At 53.0% G+C, this 18402-nt stretch carries 17 protein-coding genes; 10 read left to right on the top strand and 7 right to left on the bottom strand.

Annotation, left to right across the window (positions count from 1 at the left end):
- Positions 1–129: 129 nt before the first annotated feature.
- The 5 genes from MFFC18_RS06475 to MFFC18_RS06455 all read left to right on the top strand — a co-directional run bounded on the left by MFFC18_RS06475 (position 130) and on the right by MFFC18_RS06455 (position 5215).
- Positions 130–831 (top strand): SDR family oxidoreductase, encoded by a 702-nt coding sequence (locus MFFC18_RS06475; RefSeq protein ID WP_075083131.1) that lies wholly within the window; start codon positions 130–132, stop codon positions 829–831.
- Between the two features lie 1272 nt (positions 832–2103).
- Positions 2104–2478 carry a hypothetical protein gene (locus MFFC18_RS06470; RefSeq protein WP_148618682.1) on the top strand — a complete coding sequence of 125 codons (375 nt, stop codon included), beginning with the start codon at positions 2104–2106 and terminating at the stop codon, positions 2476–2478.
- 805 nt (positions 2479–3283) lie between these two features.
- Positions 3284–3643, top strand: a complete 360-nt coding sequence (locus MFFC18_RS06465) for a hypothetical protein (protein ID WP_075083126.1) — start codon at positions 3284–3286, stop codon at positions 3641–3643.
- A 163-nt stretch (positions 3644–3806) separates the two neighbouring features.
- Positions 3807–4319 carry a hypothetical protein gene (locus tag MFFC18_RS06460; protein ID WP_075083125.1) on the top strand — a complete coding sequence of 171 codons (513 nt, stop codon included), beginning with the start codon at positions 3807–3809 and terminating at the stop codon, positions 4317–4319.
- A gap of 134 nt (positions 4320–4453) precedes the next feature.
- A complete protein-coding gene (locus MFFC18_RS06455) occupies positions 4454–5215 on the top strand; it encodes a YwqG family protein (protein ID WP_075083124.1) in 762 nt (253 codons plus the stop codon).
- A gap of 355 nt (positions 5216–5570) precedes the next feature.
- On the opposite strand, the gene MFFC18_RS06450 is transcribed toward MFFC18_RS06455, so the two are convergent.
- The 4 genes from MFFC18_RS06450 to MFFC18_RS06435 form a co-directional block, all read right to left on the bottom strand.
- Entirely contained in the window at positions 5571–5993 is a 423-nt protein-coding gene (locus tag MFFC18_RS06450; RefSeq protein WP_148618681.1) for a hypothetical protein, read from the bottom strand.
- A gap of 514 nt (positions 5994–6507) precedes the next feature.
- Positions 6508–7104 carry a hypothetical protein gene (locus tag MFFC18_RS25235; protein WP_202907506.1) on the bottom strand — a complete coding sequence of 199 codons (597 nt, stop codon included), beginning with the start codon at positions 7102–7104 and terminating at the stop codon, positions 6508–6510.
- A 266-nt stretch (positions 7105–7370) separates the two neighbouring features.
- The gene (locus MFFC18_RS06440) at positions 7371–7859 is read right to left on the bottom strand and encodes a recombinase family protein (RefSeq protein ID WP_084416912.1); all 489 of its coding nucleotides are present in this window, start codon (positions 7857–7859) and stop codon (positions 7371–7373) included.
- Positions 7860–8000: 141 nt separating this feature from the next.
- Entirely contained in the window at positions 8001–8381 is a 381-nt protein-coding gene (locus MFFC18_RS06435; protein WP_075083119.1) for a hypothetical protein, read from the bottom strand.
- A gap of 121 nt (positions 8382–8502) precedes the next feature.
- Between MFFC18_RS06435 and MFFC18_RS06430 the strand changes: the two genes are divergently transcribed.
- From MFFC18_RS06430 to MFFC18_RS06410, 4 genes are all read left to right on the top strand, one after another.
- Positions 8503–9282, top strand: coding sequence for an IS5 family transposase (locus tag MFFC18_RS06430; RefSeq protein WP_068267841.1), 780 nt, complete (start codon positions 8503–8505; stop codon positions 9280–9282).
- A gap of 882 nt (positions 9283–10164) precedes the next feature.
- Positions 10165–10842 (top strand): hypothetical protein, encoded by a 678-nt coding sequence (locus MFFC18_RS06420; protein ID WP_075085380.1) that lies wholly within the window; start codon positions 10165–10167, stop codon positions 10840–10842.
- A 1239-nt stretch (positions 10843–12081) separates the two neighbouring features.
- The gene (locus tag MFFC18_RS06415) at positions 12082–12591 is read left to right on the top strand and encodes a PPC domain-containing DNA-binding protein (protein ID WP_084417251.1); all 510 of its coding nucleotides are present in this window, start codon (positions 12082–12084) and stop codon (positions 12589–12591) included.
- A gap of 322 nt (positions 12592–12913) precedes the next feature.
- The gene (locus MFFC18_RS06410) at positions 12914–13840 is read left to right on the top strand and encodes a sulfotransferase domain-containing protein (RefSeq protein WP_075084339.1); all 927 of its coding nucleotides are present in this window, start codon (positions 12914–12916) and stop codon (positions 13838–13840) included.
- Positions 13841–13987: 147 nt separating this feature from the next.
- Here MFFC18_RS06410 and MFFC18_RS06405 read toward each other — a convergent pair whose 3' ends face one another.
- Positions 13988–14917: a PEP-CTERM sorting domain-containing protein gene (locus tag MFFC18_RS06405; protein WP_084417090.1), complete on the bottom strand. Its 930-nt coding sequence runs from the start codon at positions 14915–14917 to the stop codon at positions 13988–13990.
- A gap of 672 nt (positions 14918–15589) precedes the next feature.
- On the opposite strand from MFFC18_RS06405, the gene MFFC18_RS06400 reads away from it, so the two are divergent.
- Positions 15590–16174, top strand: coding sequence for an LURP-one-related/scramblase family protein (locus MFFC18_RS06400; RefSeq protein ID WP_075084341.1), 585 nt, complete (start codon positions 15590–15592; stop codon positions 16172–16174).
- A 217-nt stretch (positions 16175–16391) separates the two neighbouring features.
- Here the strand turns inward: MFFC18_RS06400 and MFFC18_RS06395 are convergent, their stop codons facing one another.
- Positions 16392–17294: a serine/threonine protein kinase gene (locus tag MFFC18_RS06395; RefSeq protein WP_075084342.1), complete on the bottom strand. Its 903-nt coding sequence runs from the start codon at positions 17292–17294 to the stop codon at positions 16392–16394.
- A 134-nt stretch (positions 17295–17428) separates the two neighbouring features.
- The gene (gene accD / locus MFFC18_RS06390; protein WP_084417098.1) at positions 17429–18262 is read right to left on the bottom strand and encodes an acetyl-CoA carboxylase, carboxyltransferase subunit beta; all 834 of its coding nucleotides are present in this window, start codon (positions 18260–18262) and stop codon (positions 17429–17431) included.
- Positions 18263–18402: the final 140 nt, after the last annotated feature.

Raw genomic sequence — 18402 nt, 5'->3', positions numbered from 1 at the left:
AAGGTCTTCGCGGCTGATCTGTCGCCGAATGGTTGCAGGTTCCCATTTTATCCGACTCCAGCTTTACTCATTTACATTTCCTGGTCCGACCGGTTAACCCTGTCGTTATTCAACAAAGGAAGATACACAATGGATTCAAAAGTCGCCGTGATTACCGCCGCTGGAAGCGGCATGGGTGCTGCCATTGCTCGCACGCTTGCCAGCCTCGACTACAAGGTTGCCATCTTGTCGTCGTCCGGCCGTGGTGAAGCACTCGCAGAAGAATTGGGCGGTGTGGGCGTCACCGGATCGAACCAAAACATTGATGATCTGAAACGCCTCGTTGACGCGGCGACGGATTCGTTCGGCGGTGTCGACGCCGTCGTCAACAGTGCCGGTCACGGCCCGAAAGGAAAGATCCTGGACATCACCGATGACGACTGGCACTTGGCGATGGATGTGTACCTGCTCAACGTGATCCGGGTATCTCGTCTGGTAACCCCGATTCTTGAATCGCGCGGCGGGGGATCGATCGTCAACATTTCCACATTTGCAGCATTTGAACCTGACCCAGCCTTTCCCACGTCGGCAGCCATGCGTGCCGCACTCGCCTCGTTCACCAAACAGTATGCCGATGAGTACGCGTCGCAAAACATCCGCATGAACAACATTCTCCCCGGCTTCATCGATAGCCTTCCTGAAAAACAACAATTCCGCGATCGCATCCCAATGGGTCGTTACGGCACGACCAACGAAATTGCCCAAACCGCGGCCTTCCTCTTGTCGGATGGTGCAGCATACATCACCGGCCAGAACATTCGGGTTGATGGCGGAATCACCCGGTCTGTATAATGCCGCATAACAAAGCGGTGCACGCGAGGCGGACTTGAGCGTGTTATTGAAATTGGACAATCACTCATTGCGGATCGGTGAACCCGGTCGCTAGCTGGCTCGAGATTCGCAGCAAACCTTGTGTGACTAAATGGGAGCCCTTTCACAATCAGAGATCGTCGCATTTTTTGCCGACCTGCACGCGAAACGCCAAAGAGCGGAAACCGAAAACTTCTGCAACTTCCTTGACGAACTCTTTGAATTGAGAGATCTATGGGACTGCACTTTCTTCACGTCATTGGCTACCTTTTGCATTGTTCGCTATCCAGCTCGTGAATGGCGAGGCAAGCCAATGTTATCACTCCGAATAGCATCCAGTGCCCGCTTACTCATCGAGTTGCGAATTACGACTCAAACCAAACCCTCGCTTCGAGCGACAACTGAATCGTCCAGCGCACCGTGGAACGTGGCGTTTGACGAGTTCGACCGGCTTTACTCGCGGTTTATGGATGCGCATGATGATCTGCAATGAGGCTGTCAGGAATGGCGGTCGAACGCCAGACAACAGCATGATTCACGCGAAGCCGGCCTTAGGCGTGGTTTAGAATGGGTTAGATTACTGGTTCCGGCTCGGGGATCACGGACGTTGTCCAGCTCAAGAGCACCGTTACGAATTCAATATCGTTGACAAAAGGCGAATTTTTATGCCAGATGATTCACCAAGCTGGACCTCACGCGGTTTCCGAATCTATGGTTACCTGGTTTTACTGATTGTCGCTGGAGCAATTCTCGGGTACCGGCTCGCTCACGAGGAACCAGTTACTCCATGGGAACGCGCTTCGCGCCGGCTGGCTGAAGCCCAAACATTGGAGCAGATCGTCCCGTTCGCCTTAGTCGGAGCATCGATTGGGCTGTTCGTTGGATGCGTTCTGGAGCGCTGGCTACCGGACTGGAAACCGGCCTATTGGGTGTTTGGCATACTCGCAATCGTGCTTCTATGGATGGCAACTTAAATGCCGCCATGGAGCGATCCACTGTTTAAACGCCGGATAACAAATCGCCCGACCGAAGCGGCGAGGCCTTCGTGGCTGCCTCACACTGAAAGACTTGCCCTACTTCGACTTCCGTCTCACGGATCTAAATTACCCTGTCCGCTTTGTCACGCGGACGCTGCAAGGCTCAACATCAAGGGACGAGATGCAAACCGAATGGATAGTCTGTAAACCTCCCACCATTGGCGTCGCAGTTTGGTTTGTGTTGACATTCTTATTCTGTGCAGCGGCCGGAATCGTCTTGCCCATTGTTGACGCACCAGTTTGGGTATTCGTTGTGTTCGCAACGCTTGCGTTGATCGCAATCGGGAATGGTGTCGCAATCGCTCGCTCACGTTTTAGATACAACGAAAATGAGATCGAGAGCCGTTACTTCAGGCACATCAAAAGAAGATGGGATGAAGCGTCTGGATGGTCGAGAGTTGGCGAGAACGGGACTCTTTTCATCGGATTCAACGATGGTGCAATCATCGGGTCTGATGGATGGGCAATCGGCGAGGCTGACGTTGATGCACTCATCCCGATCCTTCAACAGAAACTTGGCGAACCCAGAACCGGGGCAGAAATGATCATGCCATGGTATGTTAAACTGCTAATTGGCAACTTTGTCCGGTAGTCAACCGTCGCAAAACAATGAGTTGCGCACGGAGCCCTTGCCGCGTGGGTTTCAATGTTTTTCGTTCGCCACAGCGCGGTGAACAAGGACGCAATCCACAGTCGGCCGGGGCGCACCAACCACGCGAACGCGAACAGTCACAAACTTTCGACAATACAGATGTCAAATCAAGACGAAATACTGGATGAAATAGCCAGCGAGCTTCGCCGGCAAAATATCATTCTCGAGAAGATCTTCCGCAAGCAGCGGGAATCGACCTGGTATCTATGGTTGATAGCGCTAATTGTGACTGTTTCCATTTTGGTCCCGTTTGCGATGCTCGGACTCGGCTTTACCTCGCGATGATTCTCACGCACACACGGTGCGATGCTGGTGCACTCTACTGGCTGATCCACAAACGTTTCGAGCCGGTGTCTGGCCTGCATTAAAGCGGCATCGTTCGTGAAGCGACGCATGAGGAAGATCTCGCCGCCGTTATTGGAGCAAGCGAAGCATCAGAACGAGATTCATTTGGCGAATCGCCGTTGCAACAGCGTGTTCATGAAAGAGGTTTCATGAATCGTAGCCGATGACTTTAGCTATGATTTCTGATATCGTTTTTGGAGTCAAGCTGCGAGAAAGAATCATGTCGTGCGTCTGGTCGGATTTGCTGTTCGCGTATCGGCGTTATGCAGAAGCTTGTTAATACCGCCTCAAAGAATATGCAGAAGTACGTCTGTATAACATTTGTTGTCCGGCCGCATGTTGTTTCAGGAACGCCGGCGTGCTTTCAGGAATTGAATTCGAATTCACAGGTTAGTGTTGAATGGCAAGAAAGATTGAATCCGAACGTCGCAATGCTGGCGGTTTAGAGGGACTGCTTGACTCTGCAGCCATTGTTCTGCTCGCGGTCGGCATCATTGGTACAGTCGCGTCTCTTGTTTGGCTCAAGCTATACGGCATTTTGCCAGCGCTCAGCATTCTGATTAACACGATACTGGTCTGGCTGTTGCTTCGTTCCATTGCCGAAATTATTCGACTGCTGAAGAAGCAGGCTGGCTTGCCATATGCCGGTGACATTTCCTACCCTGATGCAACTGTTGCTTACACTTGCAGCGAGTGTGGTGCGATGCTCCACAGTGAAAGTCGATGTGATTCTTGTGGTGCAAACATTGAAACTGACTGATATTTCCCCTGCCTGCAGCGGATAACATATCGCCCGACCGAAGCGGCGAGGCCTTCGTGGTTGGGCTGTCGCCGGATGGCCACAGGCTACATGGCATTCGACTGCGATTTTACGAATTTAAACCCGTTCGACGGCTCGTTGATCGCGGGCGTTTTTTAGCAGCATGAAGTTCCGCCTTTCATCCATCCTGATATTCATGCTGGCGCTCAGCATCGTGCTATCGCTGTACGTGTTTGAAACGACCAGGACTGTTGCCACGGACGTCAGCTACACCGTGCCGATCAAGATTACTGCTCACCCGGAGATTGTCGGCCAGGCGTATTACGCGCTGGTGGCCAGTGAGGACCTCAAGCCAGCCATGAAGGTCTGGCAGACACCCGATGAGGACGGGGTATTCCAGGTGGACAAAGCGAATCCAGACGGAGCTCCACCCATGACCGCACTGGATATCCAGACGACGACCATTGCCGTGCCCAAATTCGAGATGCGTTCGCCCTTGCTGGGAAGAAAGATTTCAACCGAACAGCCATTCCAACACATTGTGATCTATACCAAGCACCGCTACGGATGTTCCTACAAATTTGTAGGTGAAGGCAACTGGAACCAGGGGCAGCAGATCAAGATTGACTTGAATTCATCAATCGAACGAGCCAGGCAGATGGATGCCGCCCAGTAGGCAATGTTTGGTTACGAAAGATAGGCTGCTATAGTCATGTGGCGCACGCTACGATGCCGCCGAGCACAAGTCTCTCCAGTCAACGATCACATTGGCGGCGTAGTGATCATCATCGACTTTAGCCACCCAAGCCTATGCACGACGTTGAGCTCGCATCGCATGAACTGACTCCCTACGCGGACTCGATTCGTCGAGCATCGCGTCCCTGTCTCGCGGGGATCCTTTGCGAACAGGAACGCGATTCCTATTTCGGAGGCATGCCAAAGCTGCCGTCCGGATTCGACTGGCCCACAAAAGACGGCCATCCGCTTGCTTTCGTGGGACAACTCCACTGCCAAGACATTGACCTGGTTCCAACTGACGACGGCGACCTGCTGTTCTTCTACGACAACAGACATTGGGGAGACAGTCCCAACGATGCTGGCCACGCCATTGTGGCTCATATCCAACCGGGCATCGTTCGCATTACGCCAGAGTTACCAACCTGCACGGTTCCCTCGTTCTTCGGCCTGATGAAAAAGAACGTTCGCCCCCGACGCTATCGACGTGTCAACGTAAAGTTTGAACGATCGGCCAGCTATCCCGGGTATGAGCGGCAGTTGCTGACGTTTCCTGACGACGTCGCCGACGAATGCTACACGGAATTTTGCAGTGCAGTCCAAGCCGATATCCAGGTGGGCGGATACCCATTCCCCATCCAATCCGACTTCATGGAACGCGATTGCGTGAACGCATTGGGCGTCGGGGACACGGATGATTGGGTCCTACTTCTTCAGCTGTTTGAAGTTGGGGACATGATGTGGGGCGATGCTGGAGCGCTCTACTGGTTCATCCACAAAGACGACTTGCGTGGCATGCATTTCGACCGCGTGTGGATGGTGTCGCAAAGCCACTAAACGAAAGACGATTGAAAGTCTCAAGGCCGCCAAAGAACCGGCGCACGAGTTTAGGGTCCGGGGCACGAGTTTAGGGTCCGCGCGAGTTTAGGGTCCGCGGTACCTTTCCTGGGGCTTCGGTACCTTTCTTGGGGCTTCAAGACATTGACCTGGTTCCAACTGACGACGGCGACCTGCTGTTCTTCTACGGCGACGAGTTTAGGGTCCGCGGCGACGAGTTTAGGGTCCGCGGTACCTTTCTTGTAGGGCGCGGTACCTTTCTTGTAGGGTCCGGTACCTTTCTTGTAGGGTCCGCGGTACCTTTCTTGGGGCTCCGAAATGGGCCATCCCCAAATGAATGGCCCTGCGGAATCTTCTATCCTAAATCTCTTAGAACTCGTTTCGCCCGCTCGGCTAATTGCTGCTGGCGCTCAATGAGCATGAGTTCCAGTTCTTTAAGCGGATTGCCTTCGAGTAATTTCAAACGAAGCGCAAGAGGTAGCTCCGCCATCGGAGTCCAGCTGGTGACGTGAGCCATTTCGGATTCCAAAGTTTCATCGACGCAGTCCATTTCGATAAAACAAACACGCCATCTTCCGTCAATCTTCTCAAACCCAATAACCGCCGAAACATCGTCTCGGTTTAAATGGAACGAAGACCCAAGATCATTGTCCTCGTTTTCATCGAATGTAACGACCCAATCAACCCAAACAGGTACGGGCACGTATTTTTCGAGCATTTCTTTTTCAAATGCAACCAAGCGATCGGAGACTTGGTCAAGTAGCACAGGTAAAGTCATTGTGTATCCTTCTGCAAATTTCAATGGAGCTCATGATGGCAGTCAAGCCGGAGCTGAGAATTTCGCACTAATCCAGTTCAAAGGTAGCGCGGATGCGTTCAAGCAGTTCCAATGATATGAAAAATTGGTTGGATTGCAATACCACCAGCTTGAAGTTGAATGAAGCGGATAACGGTTGGGATCGCCGGGACGCGAGTGACAATGTAGATTTGAGTGTAGCGAATGATACAATGCGAGGCACGAGCATCATTCGCGGAACGCATGTCCCCACAACGCTATTTCGCGGCTCCGTGTGCATCCCTTTGTTATCCAGCGGCCGAGCGGTTCGCTTAGTGTTTGATAGGATCTTAGTTCACGGGATACGGATTTAGGGTCCGGATACGGATTTAGGGTCCGCGGTACCTTTCTCGGATCTCGCTTTCTCGGATCTCGCAAAGCGAAAAATGCCACAGGCGTTGTCATAAATGCAAGCAAAAAATTCTCGGCTGCTTTAGAGCCGAGGAAATGTCATCAACTACGGATCGTTTACTGGCCCGCGGTCACTACGAGATGAACTGGTGCGACGTTTCTCCTTTTTTCCGAGATATTTCACAGCAGTCATCGGAGCGTCTCGCTTTTCAATTTCTCGTTTCAATTTCGCAATCTTATACTCCAGTATTTTCTGTTTCATCCTGTGGTCTTTTTCTTCCATGCCACTTGGTAGCTTCCCATCAGTTGTGCAGTCCATACGCTCTTTAAACGCGGAAACCGCCACAATGAATTGGGGAAGGCAATCGTAGGAAACCTTGACTCCTAAGGTCTTCAAAGAATCTCTCAACTTAATTTTGGTGACTAAGGCCGCTATCGCGATCGGCAAGTCTTTGACACCTGCCTCGATTAGACAAGTTGCTGGATCAGCTCCGTTGAGTGCCTTTTCCATTGCCTGATCACACGCTTCAATCTTTGCCGCATGAGCTTTATCGATTGCGGCGATTTTCGCTTCTATCTCCATCCTCTTCGCTTCTTGAGCTGAGAGACCCGGCGAATTAATTTGTGGTCGAGAGTTGTTGATAGATCGAGTGATAATATCTCGTTCCGAATTGGAACGCGATGTTTTTGAATTGGATGACATCGAGCTAGAGCGTGATGAACTCTTAGAAGTACTACTAGAACTTGAGGAACTAGACGAGGATGTCTGCCTGCACGCCTCCCCCCCAGAGGTTCTGCAGATTGTGAAATCAGACTGTGCAATCGCGGCGTGATAGGGTACCGCCGTCACAGCAATCACAAGTGCTGCGGTCATTTTCCAGAAATTTTGCATCTAAATCTCCAAACTTTGCGAGAGGTTCGTTTTTCATCTAGTGGAAGATTAACAGTGCGAAGCGCGAGTACCACAAACTAGGCCCGATTTTCGAGATATTTTGCTACCGTATGCCGGTGAACCCCCAATGCCCGAGCGATTTCGGATTTGTTCAAGCCTTGAGCGGCAAGTTCTTCTGCTACTTTGGGATTAGCTTTGGTTGATCCCTTTGGTCGCCCTTCAAGGTTGTCGTAGACGCCTCGCTTCTTTGCGGCCGCTATTCCGGCCGCTTGGCGTTCACGCACATGCTCAAGTTCCATTTCAGCGACACCGAACAGGACGCCGGCGACGATACGGCCAACCGATCCGCTCAGATCGAGCTGCTGCGTGACGCTCACGACGCGGACGCCCTGCTCGCACCAATCCGCCAGGATGTTGATACCGTCTCGTTGCCGCCGCGAAAGTCGATCGAGCTTCCAGACAACAACCGTTTTCACCTCGCCATTGAAGATAGCGGTCTTTAGTTGTTCAAAGGCGGGGCGCAACCGTGTTACTTGACCATTTGTTCGCCGCCAAGATGGTATCAAGCCAGTCTAGAGACGTGGGCGTTTTTGACAGAGTGGACAGTAGCGAACACAATTTCGTATTTTTGCGTTCCGACTAGTTAGGCCACGGATTTAGGGCCCGCGGTACCCTCTCGAGCCCTTAAAACGTTAAAGCAGACAAAGTTACAATTCACGCGTATCGTGCAACAACTTTCTATCCAATAGACGCTGGGTCTTATACCACCACAACCAGAACCCCAACGTTCCAACGATTGTGCCCGCTATCATGACGACGAGATAAAGATCAACAATCGGATCGAAATTTCTGTCCAGAGATTCAAGCTTTCTTGCATTTGCCAAAAACTCTTCCTGGCTTTGTCGAATTAATTTATCAGCTCTAAGAATCGCGTCTTCTTGTTCATAAATTTGTTCCACGATTTTCATATTTTTTTCAGGCGAAATTTCAGAAGAGATCTCCAAGAGCTGCAACAGAAAGTCTTCACGATTGTTGCGCCGGTCAATACTGTTCTCATCAGCCTTGATGAGCGACTCAGCCAGCAACATGCCGGAATATAATCGGTGATACTCTTCCTCGGACTTAGAAGGTGTTTTGAAATTGCTCTGAGTTGAAAAAATCGCTACAGCCCCGTTTGCATTTAAACCGTAAACGGAAGGAGCCGTAGCGATGAGTATTGAGTATCCCAGCAGTCTCAGTGATGATCAATGGCGATTGCTTCGTCGTCTGATTCCGCCAGCAAAACTTCGCGGCCGCAAACGAATCGATCGGCGTCAAATTGTCGATGCGATATTGTATTGGTGTCGAACGGGCTGCCAGTGGCGGTTGCTTCCGGACTGCTTTCCGAATTGGAACACGGTTTATGGAGTTTATCGAGCTTGGCGTATTGATGGGACATGGCAACGCATTCACGATCGTCTTCGCGAAAAGGTACGCCGCAAAGAAGGCAGGAAGCCAACGCCAACAGCAGCCATCATTGATTCGCAAAGCATTCGCAGTGCTGAAGGAGGAGAATTACGCGGGTATGACGCGGCGAAACGAATTACCGGACGAAAGCGTCACATCCTGGTGGATACGTTGGGGCTTGTGATGGTCGTTGTTGTCCACTCGGCCGATCTACAAGACTACGAAGGTGCACATCTTGTTCTTGAAAACATCAGACAGAAGTTTCGTCGGCTTCGAGTCATCTTCGCGGACTCGATTTACGGGCGGGCTGATTTGCCGGAGTTCCTGAAGCAATGGTATCGTGTCATCTTGCAAACCGTTAAGCGTCCGGTCGAAGCCGAAGGGTTCGTTGTCTTACCCAAGCGATGGATCGTTGAACGGACTTTCGCATGGCTTGGAAAATTCAGAAGGCTCTCAAAGGACTATGAAAGACTGACTCAAAACAGCGAAACTGTCATACGAATCGCAATGATTCAATTCATGCTAAACAGGCTGGAAAAATAATTTTAAAACACCCTCTTAAAAGCGTGTTGGTGTGCGAGTACGCATCCGAGGGCAAACAATGCCACACCTGAAAGTGCAAGAAACTTGTACAAATTGTCAGTCGGTGCTTTTAAAAATTCCAAATCAATCCCTTTTTGAAAAACGGAGCTTCCTGACCTCACATCATGCATTCGTTCTCATTGGGCAGATATTGTAACAAATCCAATTCTTGTCTCCGCAATTGCAGCCGTGAGTCCCTTCCCCTATCTCTTTGGGAAATCATTTGCCGTTTTCGTTACATCAAACCCGGTTCCGAAATACTTCTTTTGCGGTTTTCCAAGCCTCCTTTGCCGTTTTCCAAGCATCAAACGCGGATTACTAAGCATCAAACGCGGATTACTAAGCATCCTACGCCGATTACTAAGCATCGTATGCGGATTACTAAGCATCGTACGCGGATTACTAAGCATCCTACGCCGATTACTAAGCATCGTATGCGGATTACTAAGCATCCTACGCGGATTACTAAGCATCAAACTTCGCATATTGCATCGCCTAAACCGCGGCTGGATCGAATGTGCGGATTGAGGCGTGGGGCCAGCCCGACGACTTCCGGGCGAAAACCGCTGCCGCGGCCCAAAAACGCCAGGACTAACCGGTACCGACGAGGGTTCGACGCAGGGGGCGATAGGGCCAGGAGGCCGGCCCAATCGGCTATCGGTGAGCGATTCAATCGGTGGCCGCGACATGGGGTAAACGTTCGATCGGTGCGAAAACCTGGCTATCTTTCGAAGTCACGACTACGTGGGCCTTACTGTTTACGGATTTTATTCAACGGAGCAGTGCGGTGAGATCGGTGTCTCGGTGCGGGGCTTCGATGTCTCGTTTACACAAGGTACTCTCATGGCTACAAAAAGTGCGACCACGATTCCAAACAGTGAAGCTGACTTTCTGATTTGGTCCAAGCAGTTCGTGTCTCAGGTTTCCGCAAATCCGGAACTCTACTTCTTGGAGGCGGATCGGGTGACGGAGCTGGAAACGGAACTGGCTCAATACCAAACGGCGTTCGACGACGCGGTGAAGGCTCGGGATGAATCGCTGGCGGCGACGCGGCACAAAACGACGCTGCGCAAGGCGTTTGAAAACAATACGCGCGTGGCGGCGAAGATGATTCAGGCGAACGACAAGGTGACCGATGCGGATCGCGAGGCGGCGGGCGTGCACGTTGCGAAGCATTCCCGGACTCCGGTTTCGGTGCCGACGACGTTTCCAGTGGGCTTCGTGATGGCGACGGATCGTCTGGAGCATACGCTTTCGTTTTCCGATTCGGATACTCCGACACGTCGGGCTCGGCCTGCCGGAGCAACGGGCTGTGAGGTCTATCTGTTCGTCGGCGACGATACTCCGCAGTCGGCGAGCAAGTATTCGTTTCGGATGCTGGCGACGCGTAGCCCGCAGCGGATTACGTTTACGGATGAGCAGGCGGGTAAGACGGCGAATTATCTGTTGCGTTGGGTGAATTCGAAGGGCGAAAACGGCCCCTGGAGCCAGATCATCAGTGCGACGATCCCGGCGGTTTAGTGGCCTTCGACGATGGTCTGTGGAGTTGATCCGGCTGGGGGGCAGGTTCGGCTTTGCGGGCCGTTGGTTGGCGCGGGTGAGGCGAAGGGTGCGGGGCTGGGGTGTGCGTTGGGGCTTTGGCGCGAGGATTGGGGGCGGTCCGGTAGATACGGGCTCGATGTGAGTAGGGGTGCGAAGCGCCAGCGAGTATAAGTACAAGCGAATACAAGCCCGAAGCGCAAGCGAGTGGTTCTGCGGCCAGATTCCGAACCACTCGCAAACGCGCAAAGGATTCACTCGCGAACGCGCTAAGGCTTCGGGTTGTATTGGGTGGGGATTCCGCCCGAAGGTTCCGAACCACTCGCTGGCGCTTCGGGCTTGTATTGAGTGCGGGGCTCAGAGCAGATCGGCAAGGGAATGTTAGCGGCAATGATGGCTGGTGATTTGCCTCACGCAAAGGCGCAGAGGCACAATGGATACGGAGCTGGAGTTTGCGTTCGTGCCGGGGCGTGGGGATTGGGCAATGTCTGACAGTTCGGGACTCGATGTAAATACGAGCCCGAAGCGCAAGCGAATACAAGCCCGAAGCGCCAGCGAGTGGTTCTGCGGCCAGATTCCGAACCACTCGCAAACGCTCTAAGGAATCACTCGCTAACGCGATAAGGCTTCGAGGTTCGTATTGGGTGTGGGATTCCGCCGGAAGGTTCCGAACCACTCGCTTGCGCTTCGGGCTTGTATTGAGTGCGGGGCTCAGAGCAGATCGGCAAGGGAATGTTAGCGGCAATGATGGCTGGTGATTTGCCTCACGTAAAGGCGCAGAGGCGCGACGGATGCGGAGCTGGGGTTTGCGTTGGTGCCGGGGCGTGGGGATTGGGCAATGTCTGGTAGATACGGGCTCGATGTGAATACGAGCCCGAAGCGCCAGCGAGTGGTTCTGCGGCCAGATTCCGAACCACTCGCTTGCGCTTCGGGCTTGTATTGAGTGTGGGGCTTTCTGGGTCGAGGCGACCATTGGATTGGGTGGCTGAGTCGCTTACCATTCAACCTGCGATCCGGCGTGGGCTCTAGCAGGCCTACACAAGCGTAAACATCGCACCCTGCAACCAGACTCTCACGCCGCCCCCCGTAAACTGTACCCTGTCCCCTTTCGACTCCCTCCTTACAATTCAACCTGCGATCCGGGATGGGGCTTAGCAGGCTTACCCGAGCGCAAACATGGCACGCTGTAAACTGTACCCTGTAAACTTCCCACTCATCCCAATGACCAACTTACACTTTCCGCTGCTGTTTCTGCTGACGTTATTTCTATTCGCAGGTTGCAGTGAACTCCCGGAACAAGACATGCCACAAACTCGCTCGTACGCCATTCGCCTGAAGCCGGGCGAAGACTTGAAGAAATCGATCCAGAAGTTTGTCGATGACAACCAGATCGAAGCGGGCTGGATCGCGTCGTGTGCTGGTTCGCTGACGGACTACCACATTCGGTTTGCGAACGTGCCTGAGGGCAGCAAGGCGTCGGGCCATTTCGAGATCGTCAGTCTTTCCGGGACCCTGTCGACCAACGGCAGCCACATTCATGTCTCGGTCAGCGACAATACCGGGAAGACGATCGGCGGGCATTTGATGGATGAGTGTTTGGTGTATACGACGGCGGAGATCGTCATCCAGTCGGCTTCGGATCTGCAGTTCACTCGGGAGAACGACGGGACGACGGAGTGGAAGGAGTTGCAGGTCAAGCAGAAGGGTGAGGACGTAAGGGATTCGGATTAGAGTTTTGCGGCGCGGCGTGAGGGTTGAGATTGCTCCCGCGGTGCATCCGGCGATCTGAGGGGTGCGGGGTGTTTGTAGTAACGGCTTTAGCCGGATGATGATGGGATTCCGCCTGAAGGCGGGACAACGCGGCGGGACATGAGCGGCAGGGCGCTAGATGCCGGTAGCAAGCGCAACGGACCGGCGGCTAGCGCCTCGCCGCTCACACTTGCGAAACGCAACGGAACGGCGGCTAGCGCCCTGCCGCTCACGCGCCGTGGTGTGGCCGGAGCCTGCGGGACTGGCGTCGATGGCGTGGTGGCTTTGGTGTAAAACATGCTTCATGGCCAACCCCGAAATCCATTTTGTTATCAGTGCTCCCCGCAGCGGTTCGACCTGGCTGACGACGGCGCTCAATCAGCACCCTGAGATCTTCGCGACCGAGCATCGTCTGTTCGGTGACTTTTGCGAGGTCTGGCAGAACAACGATGGCACGACGTCGCCGCGGATCACGTTCGACAAATATGCTCAGGCGTTTTCGGTGCACTATTTCTATGACGCCCTGGGGATGAAGCGGGGCGAGTTCCTGAACGCGTTCGAGAAATCGTTCGCGAACTTTCTGGTCGGATTCGCGACGCGGCGGACGGACAAGAAATTCGTGATCGACAAAATCACTCCGTACCCCGGGACGGCGAAGCTGGTCGTGGAGAAGATTCGCAGGCTGTTTCCCGATTCGAAGATCATCCAACTGGTACGCGACGGTCGCGATGTGTTGACCAGCGGGACTTACGATTGGTTGCTGAAGGATGCAGCGGGCTCCGATCGGTATCGATATCACGTCGATCAGGAGGAGGGCTTTGAGCTAAAACGTTTCTTCGACGATGCGGTGATTGAGAAATGGGCGTCGAACTGGTGCGAGACGATTGACGCGTTTCGTGAACAGAAAGCGGATGCTCAGGTCCGCTACGAATCGATGAAGGATGACTTGCCGAAAGAGATTGCCAGGATCGTTGCAGCCATCGGTGCTGATCCGTCCGGTGTCGCAGCGGCGTCCGGAAAGGTCTCGTTCGAGCAGATGACGGGGCGCAAGGAAGGCGACGATTCGCAACCGACGGCCAAGGCTCGTAAGGGGATCGTCGGGGATTGGCGGAACCATTTCACGGTCGCCGACGGAGAGCTGTTCGATTCGATTTGCGGCACGCAGCTGGTCGGGCTTGGCTACGAAGCGGATCGAAGCTGGGTGAACGGTCTTCCTGTGGTGCTGAAGTGATCAGCGTTCCGATTTCGGTGTGAGCACAAAAAAACGCATTGGCCAGTTTGACCAATGCGTTGCAGAACTTTAATGCGAATCAAAATTCCAATGTAGCGAGTCTCGTATCGCGGCATTCCAAAACTGGAAACCCGAGACGACTCAATTTTACTTGCGACGTCGCATGCCAACCAGACCCATCACAGCCAGACCAAGCAGGCCAGCCGATGTTGGTTCTGGAACAGCTGTGACGATGTCGAAGCTGTAGAAATCAACTGTACCACCGGCAAGGGTACCAGCAGCGGTTTCGCCGTTGTAGTTCAACGTGTAGTCTCCGCCGACAGTAGCCGTTGTCGTTGCAACGAATCCATCGCCGAAGATTGAGTTGAACTCACCGACAGCAAGGAAGTAAGTTCCTTCTGCCAGGCTGGAGATAAGGAGCTCGCTTTGAGTGCCTGTACCGGCGTCGTCGTTGGAATCGAGCAACAATCCGTCTGAGCTGAAAAGTGCCAGCTCGGTATCGAATCCTGTTCCGAACGTATCGATCGAGAAATCTTCAGTGTCTTCACCGATAACGCCCAGGTCGATAGCCGATGGCGTAGTGACGGCTTCGAGCGACATGTCGATGTCGAAGATCGCATCGGCTGGTGTGGTAGCACCATCGAAACCGTGGAACGTCGTCGCAGAAACCCAGTAGGTACCTGCAGTGATGAACGTTGGTGTTCCCGTATCTGGTGCCGCACCGTCCAGAAAGTAGTTGGCGATTGTTTCATCAGCCACGACTTTGCCAGCGCCATCGGTGGAAACCGTCAGGCCGTTGAGCAGGAAAAAATCCGGATCGCCCGTGACAGAATTGGATGTCAAATTGAAAAGGAAGTTTTCAGCAATGTCGAATTCATAAAGAATCTCGTTGCCCCAGTTCGCCGTCGCGGCGCCGGTGATGTAGTAATCAACTTCGCTACCTGCGGTTGATGTGTCTCCGGACAGATTTACTGTGCCGGCGCCCAAGCTTCCCAGGTCGTTGTCGACAACCAACTGAGCCTGAGTGAAGCCTGCGAGGCAGAGCACAAGCGCTGCCGCATAAAAAATTCTCATCATGGAGTACCTCTTGGAATTAAGGACGATGCTTGTTGCAATGCGTAATGGCGTCACAACCCCTCCATACTAACTGTCCTGATACCCGCTGATAAGAACCTGTCGAGAAAGAAATACCAGTTATTCGTTGCGAATGATGAGACAATGACTCGCGGAGATTGGACGTCGATTGCTGGAAACGGTTTCCGTAAACAGTCCGCGAAACCGGAAGAGCGGTTGAGATGGGCTGAAAAGTCGAATCTGGCGAGCGACTACGGACGAGGACCTGGTCGCGAAAGCCGGCAGAACGCGCCGCGTAGAAAGCGTTGCGATTAGAGGAAGGATTGCACGCTAGAGGTTTCCGCACGGACGGTAGGGCCGTGCGTTGGCGTGGGCTAAAACCAGGGCGACGAAGTTTTCCGAAACGCTGGTCGGTGATTTGCCTCACGCAAAGCTGCAGAGGCGAGAAGGCGAGAAGGCGAGAAGGAATGAGACTTGGGCTTTGCGACTTCGCACCTTTGCGTGAAATTCTGGTGCATGGCCGGTGCCGTTCGTCCTTGGTCGCGCGATCTTCTAGATGCCGAATACTTGCTTGTTCTGCAGCTGACACGCACTGTCAAAAGTGCGATATGATAGTTTCGGCACCACTGAAACTGGCGCCCAAAAGTTCACATCTGATGCGAGTGTTTGATCAACATGAAGTACCCAATCGAGCTGCATTTCAAACTATTGACGTTTGGCCAACGCATTACGGCGATCGATGCCGATGGCAACGTTCTGATGTTCATCAAACAAAAGATGTTCAAGCTGAAGGAAAAGGTTGAAATCTATAACGATACGAAGCAATCGAGTTTGATGTTTCGCATCGAAGCTGACCGCATGATCGATTGGTCCGCGAACTATAGCTTTACCGATGCAGAGGGAAATGATTGGGGCGCGGTCCGACGAAAGGGAATGAAGTCGCTTTGGTCGGCACACTACGACATCATGCAAGATGGCCAGGTTGACATGACGGTCAAAGAGCAAAGTCCGATGAAGAAGGTTTTTGAAAGCTTATTGGGCGAAATACCAGTGATTGGTTTCGCCGCCGTGATTTTGCTGAACCCAAGCTACATTGTGCGACGACCAGATGGCACAGAGCTACTGAAGCTGACGAAAAAGCCCGCGGTCTTTGAAGGCAAATTCGTTTTGGACAAACTGAGCGAAATGCCTGAGGATGATGAACTACGGTCGCTGATGGCGTTGATCATGCTTGTCTTGCTGGAACGAGGACGTGGTTAGTCCACGGGTAAACGTCAAGACAAACCTTTCCGGAACGCTGGCTGGTACGGAACGTTGGCTGGTGTTTTGCCTCACGCAAAGGCGCAGAGGCGCAAAGGAAAGAAACTTGAGCCTTCGCGCCTTTGCGTGAGGTTTAGGTGCATGGCCGATGCCATTTGTAGCTGTTCCAAATCGCAGAACCGCAGCTAACGCGTGTCATCCCGGCTCACTCCATGAGCTAAGCGATCTCTTCGAGTTCCACGTTTCGAATCGCGCCAAGGAATCGCTTACAGCTTTCCATCCGCTTGTTCGGTTCGACCTCAAGGCATTTGTGAATCGCTGCCGCGAGCTTTGGATGCAGATGAGGCCGATGCTTGGTAATCGGAGTCACTTCCTGCGTGTCGTGAATCAAAGCCGCCGTCCCGGTCGTGTCAGTCGAACCCCAGGGATGTTCGAACGTCAGCAAACGATAGACCGTGACTCCGAAAGCGAAAATATCGACGCGTTGGTCCGTGGTCCGGCGGCGTACAATTTCCGGAGCCATATACTGCGGCGTCCCGGTTCGGTTGCCTGGCATCCGATACGGGTCTTCGTCGGGAACGGTCAAACCAAAGTCAATCATCTTCAGATGATCCAGTGGCTCGTAACAAATAAAGTTACGCGGGCAGATATCGCGATGAATAAATCCCTGATCGTGAACGGCCTGAATCGTCTCTGCCATTTCACGAATCAGCGTCAATCGATTCGGCAACAGCTTGGGATCCTTGGCACGGATCGCCTGGTCCAGTCCCGGGCCATGGATGTACTCCATCAGGATGTACTCGACTCCCGCGGTGGTCTTTCCATATTCGTAAGTCTCAACGATTAGCGGATGCTTGATCTGCATCGCGATCTCGGCCTCCTTGGGCTTGTTCAGGCCTTTGAAGCGAGCGTTGAAGTAGGCCGTTTTTTCGGCGTCGAGAAACTTGATACCAAAAAGCTTGCCGGTTGCGATTTCTTTCGCAACGTGGAACTTGGACATCGTCCCGGTGAACGCGTGCCGATCAAGTTGGAATCGTGTCGCGACGTCAAGCAGGACGTCGCGCTTTTGCGAGCCTTCGTCTTCGTTCTTCTTTTTGAAAAGTTTGCTGAACAGGCTCATTGGCAGATCGCAGGCTCGTTAACAGATCGCAGGCTTCCTGGCAAAATCGGAAGTCAGCCCCAAAGTTTGAAATCACACCCAATTATACGCACGGGCTTACGATCTGTCGCGGCGAAGACCCTCTTCACGCGGCATTACTTGCCACAGTAGTCGATCGTACGGGCGATTTCGGTTTTAAGTTTGTCCCGAAAGACAATCCGGTCGATGAAGCCATGTTCGAGCAAAAACTCGCTGGTCTGAAAACCCTCAGGCAATTCAACGCGAATCGTAGCTTTGATCGTTCGCGGTCCCGCAAATCCAATCAACGCCTTTGGTTCCGCGATCACAACATCGCCCAAAGAAGCAAAACTGGCAGCCACGCCGCCCATCGTCGGATTCGTCAGCACGGAGATAAACAGACCGCCGGCTTCGTCGTAGCGAGCCAACGCGGCAGAGATCTTCGCCATCTGCATCAATGAGAAGATGCCTTCGTGCATACGTGCTCCACCGCCAGAACCGCTGATGATGATCAGCGGCAGGTTTTGCTCAGTCGCACGTTCGGCCAGGCGAGTCAGTCTTTCTCCGACAACCGAACCCATGGAACCCATGATGAACTGGGAGTCCGTGATTCCGATCGCCACACGGCGAGCACGGATCATGCCGGTGCCAGTAAGTGCGGCGTCCGAGAGGCCGGTTTTCTTTTGTTCGGCTTTGACGCGTTCGACGTAGGTACGGCTTTTGTCAGCGAATTCCAGCGGATCGGCGGACAAAAGTTCGCCATCCCATTCTTCAAACGTTCCGCTGTCGAGCACTTGCTCGATACGCTGCCGCGCCGAAACGTACATGTGATGATCACAAAGGTGACACACACGAAGTTGCTTTTCGACTTTGGTAGCAGGAATCGGCTCTTTGCAGCCGGGACACTGAATCCAGGTTCCTTCCCGGATCATTCTTTTTCGAGGTGGCTCTGGCGGTTGCAAGATGGACATAGGGTTAGGAACACGTTTTATAAGAGCGATTTCATCGGTACGGATCCGGCGATTGATTTCGGATTTCGATTCGATGCCAGTTTTCATTTTCGCACAACGGTGCCTATTTCTTCAACGGCGGTTTCCAATTTACAGCGTAA

The sequence above is a fragment of the Mariniblastus fucicola genome, from assembly GCF_008087665.1.
GTDB classification, from domain to species: domain Bacteria; phylum Planctomycetota; class Planctomycetia; order Pirellulales; family Pirellulaceae; genus Mariniblastus; species Mariniblastus fucicola.
This window is presented reverse-complemented; position numbering and strand designations above follow the sequence as displayed.

Bases quoted from the DNA above. Each gene is read 5' to 3' on its own strand.
- MFFC18_RS06410 (WP_075084339.1), top strand. From the start codon at position 12,914: ATGGCCAACCCCGAAATCCATTTTGTTATCAGTGCTCCCCGCAGCGGT.
- MFFC18_RS25235 (WP_202907506.1), bottom strand. From the start codon at position 7,104: ATGTCATCCAATTCAAAAACATCGCGTTCCAATTCGGAACGAGATATT.
- MFFC18_RS06415 (WP_084417251.1), top strand. From the start codon at position 12,082: ATGACCAACTTACACTTTCCGCTGCTGTTTCTGCTGACGTTATTTCTA.
- MFFC18_RS06455 (WP_075083124.1), top strand. From the start codon at position 4,454: ATGCACGACGTTGAGCTCGCATCGCATGAACTGACTCCCTACGCGGAC.
- MFFC18_RS06395 (WP_075084342.1), bottom strand. From the start codon at position 17,294: ATGAGCCTGTTCAGCAAACTTTTCAAAAAGAAGAACGAAGACGAAGGC.
- MFFC18_RS06460 (WP_075083125.1), top strand. From the start codon at position 3,807: ATGAAGTTCCGCCTTTCATCCATCCTGATATTCATGCTGGCGCTCAGC.
- MFFC18_RS06435 (WP_075083119.1), bottom strand. From the start codon at position 8,381: ATGTTGCTGGCTGAGTCGCTCATCAAGGCTGATGAGAACAGTATTGAC.
- MFFC18_RS06400 (WP_075084341.1), top strand. From the start codon at position 15,590: ATGAAGTACCCAATCGAGCTGCATTTCAAACTATTGACGTTTGGCCAA.
- MFFC18_RS06465 (WP_075083126.1), top strand. From the start codon at position 3,284: ATGGCAAGAAAGATTGAATCCGAACGTCGCAATGCTGGCGGTTTAGAG.
- MFFC18_RS06475 (WP_075083131.1), top strand. From the start codon at position 130: ATGGATTCAAAAGTCGCCGTGATTACCGCCGCTGGAAGCGGCATGGGT.
- MFFC18_RS06450 (WP_148618681.1), bottom strand. From the start codon at position 5,993: ATGACTTTACCTGTGCTACTTGACCAAGTCTCCGATCGCTTGGTTGCA.
- MFFC18_RS06420 (WP_075085380.1), top strand. From the start codon at position 10,165: ATGGCTACAAAAAGTGCGACCACGATTCCAAACAGTGAAGCTGACTTT.
- MFFC18_RS06405 (WP_084417090.1), bottom strand. From the start codon at position 14,917: ATGATGAGAATTTTTTATGCGGCAGCGCTTGTGCTCTGCCTCGCAGGC.
- MFFC18_RS06430 (WP_068267841.1), top strand. From the start codon at position 8,503: ATGAGTATTGAGTATCCCAGCAGTCTCAGTGATGATCAATGGCGATTG.
- accD (WP_084417098.1), bottom strand. From the start codon at position 18,262: ATGTCCATCTTGCAACCGCCAGAGCCACCTCGAAAAAGAATGATCCGG.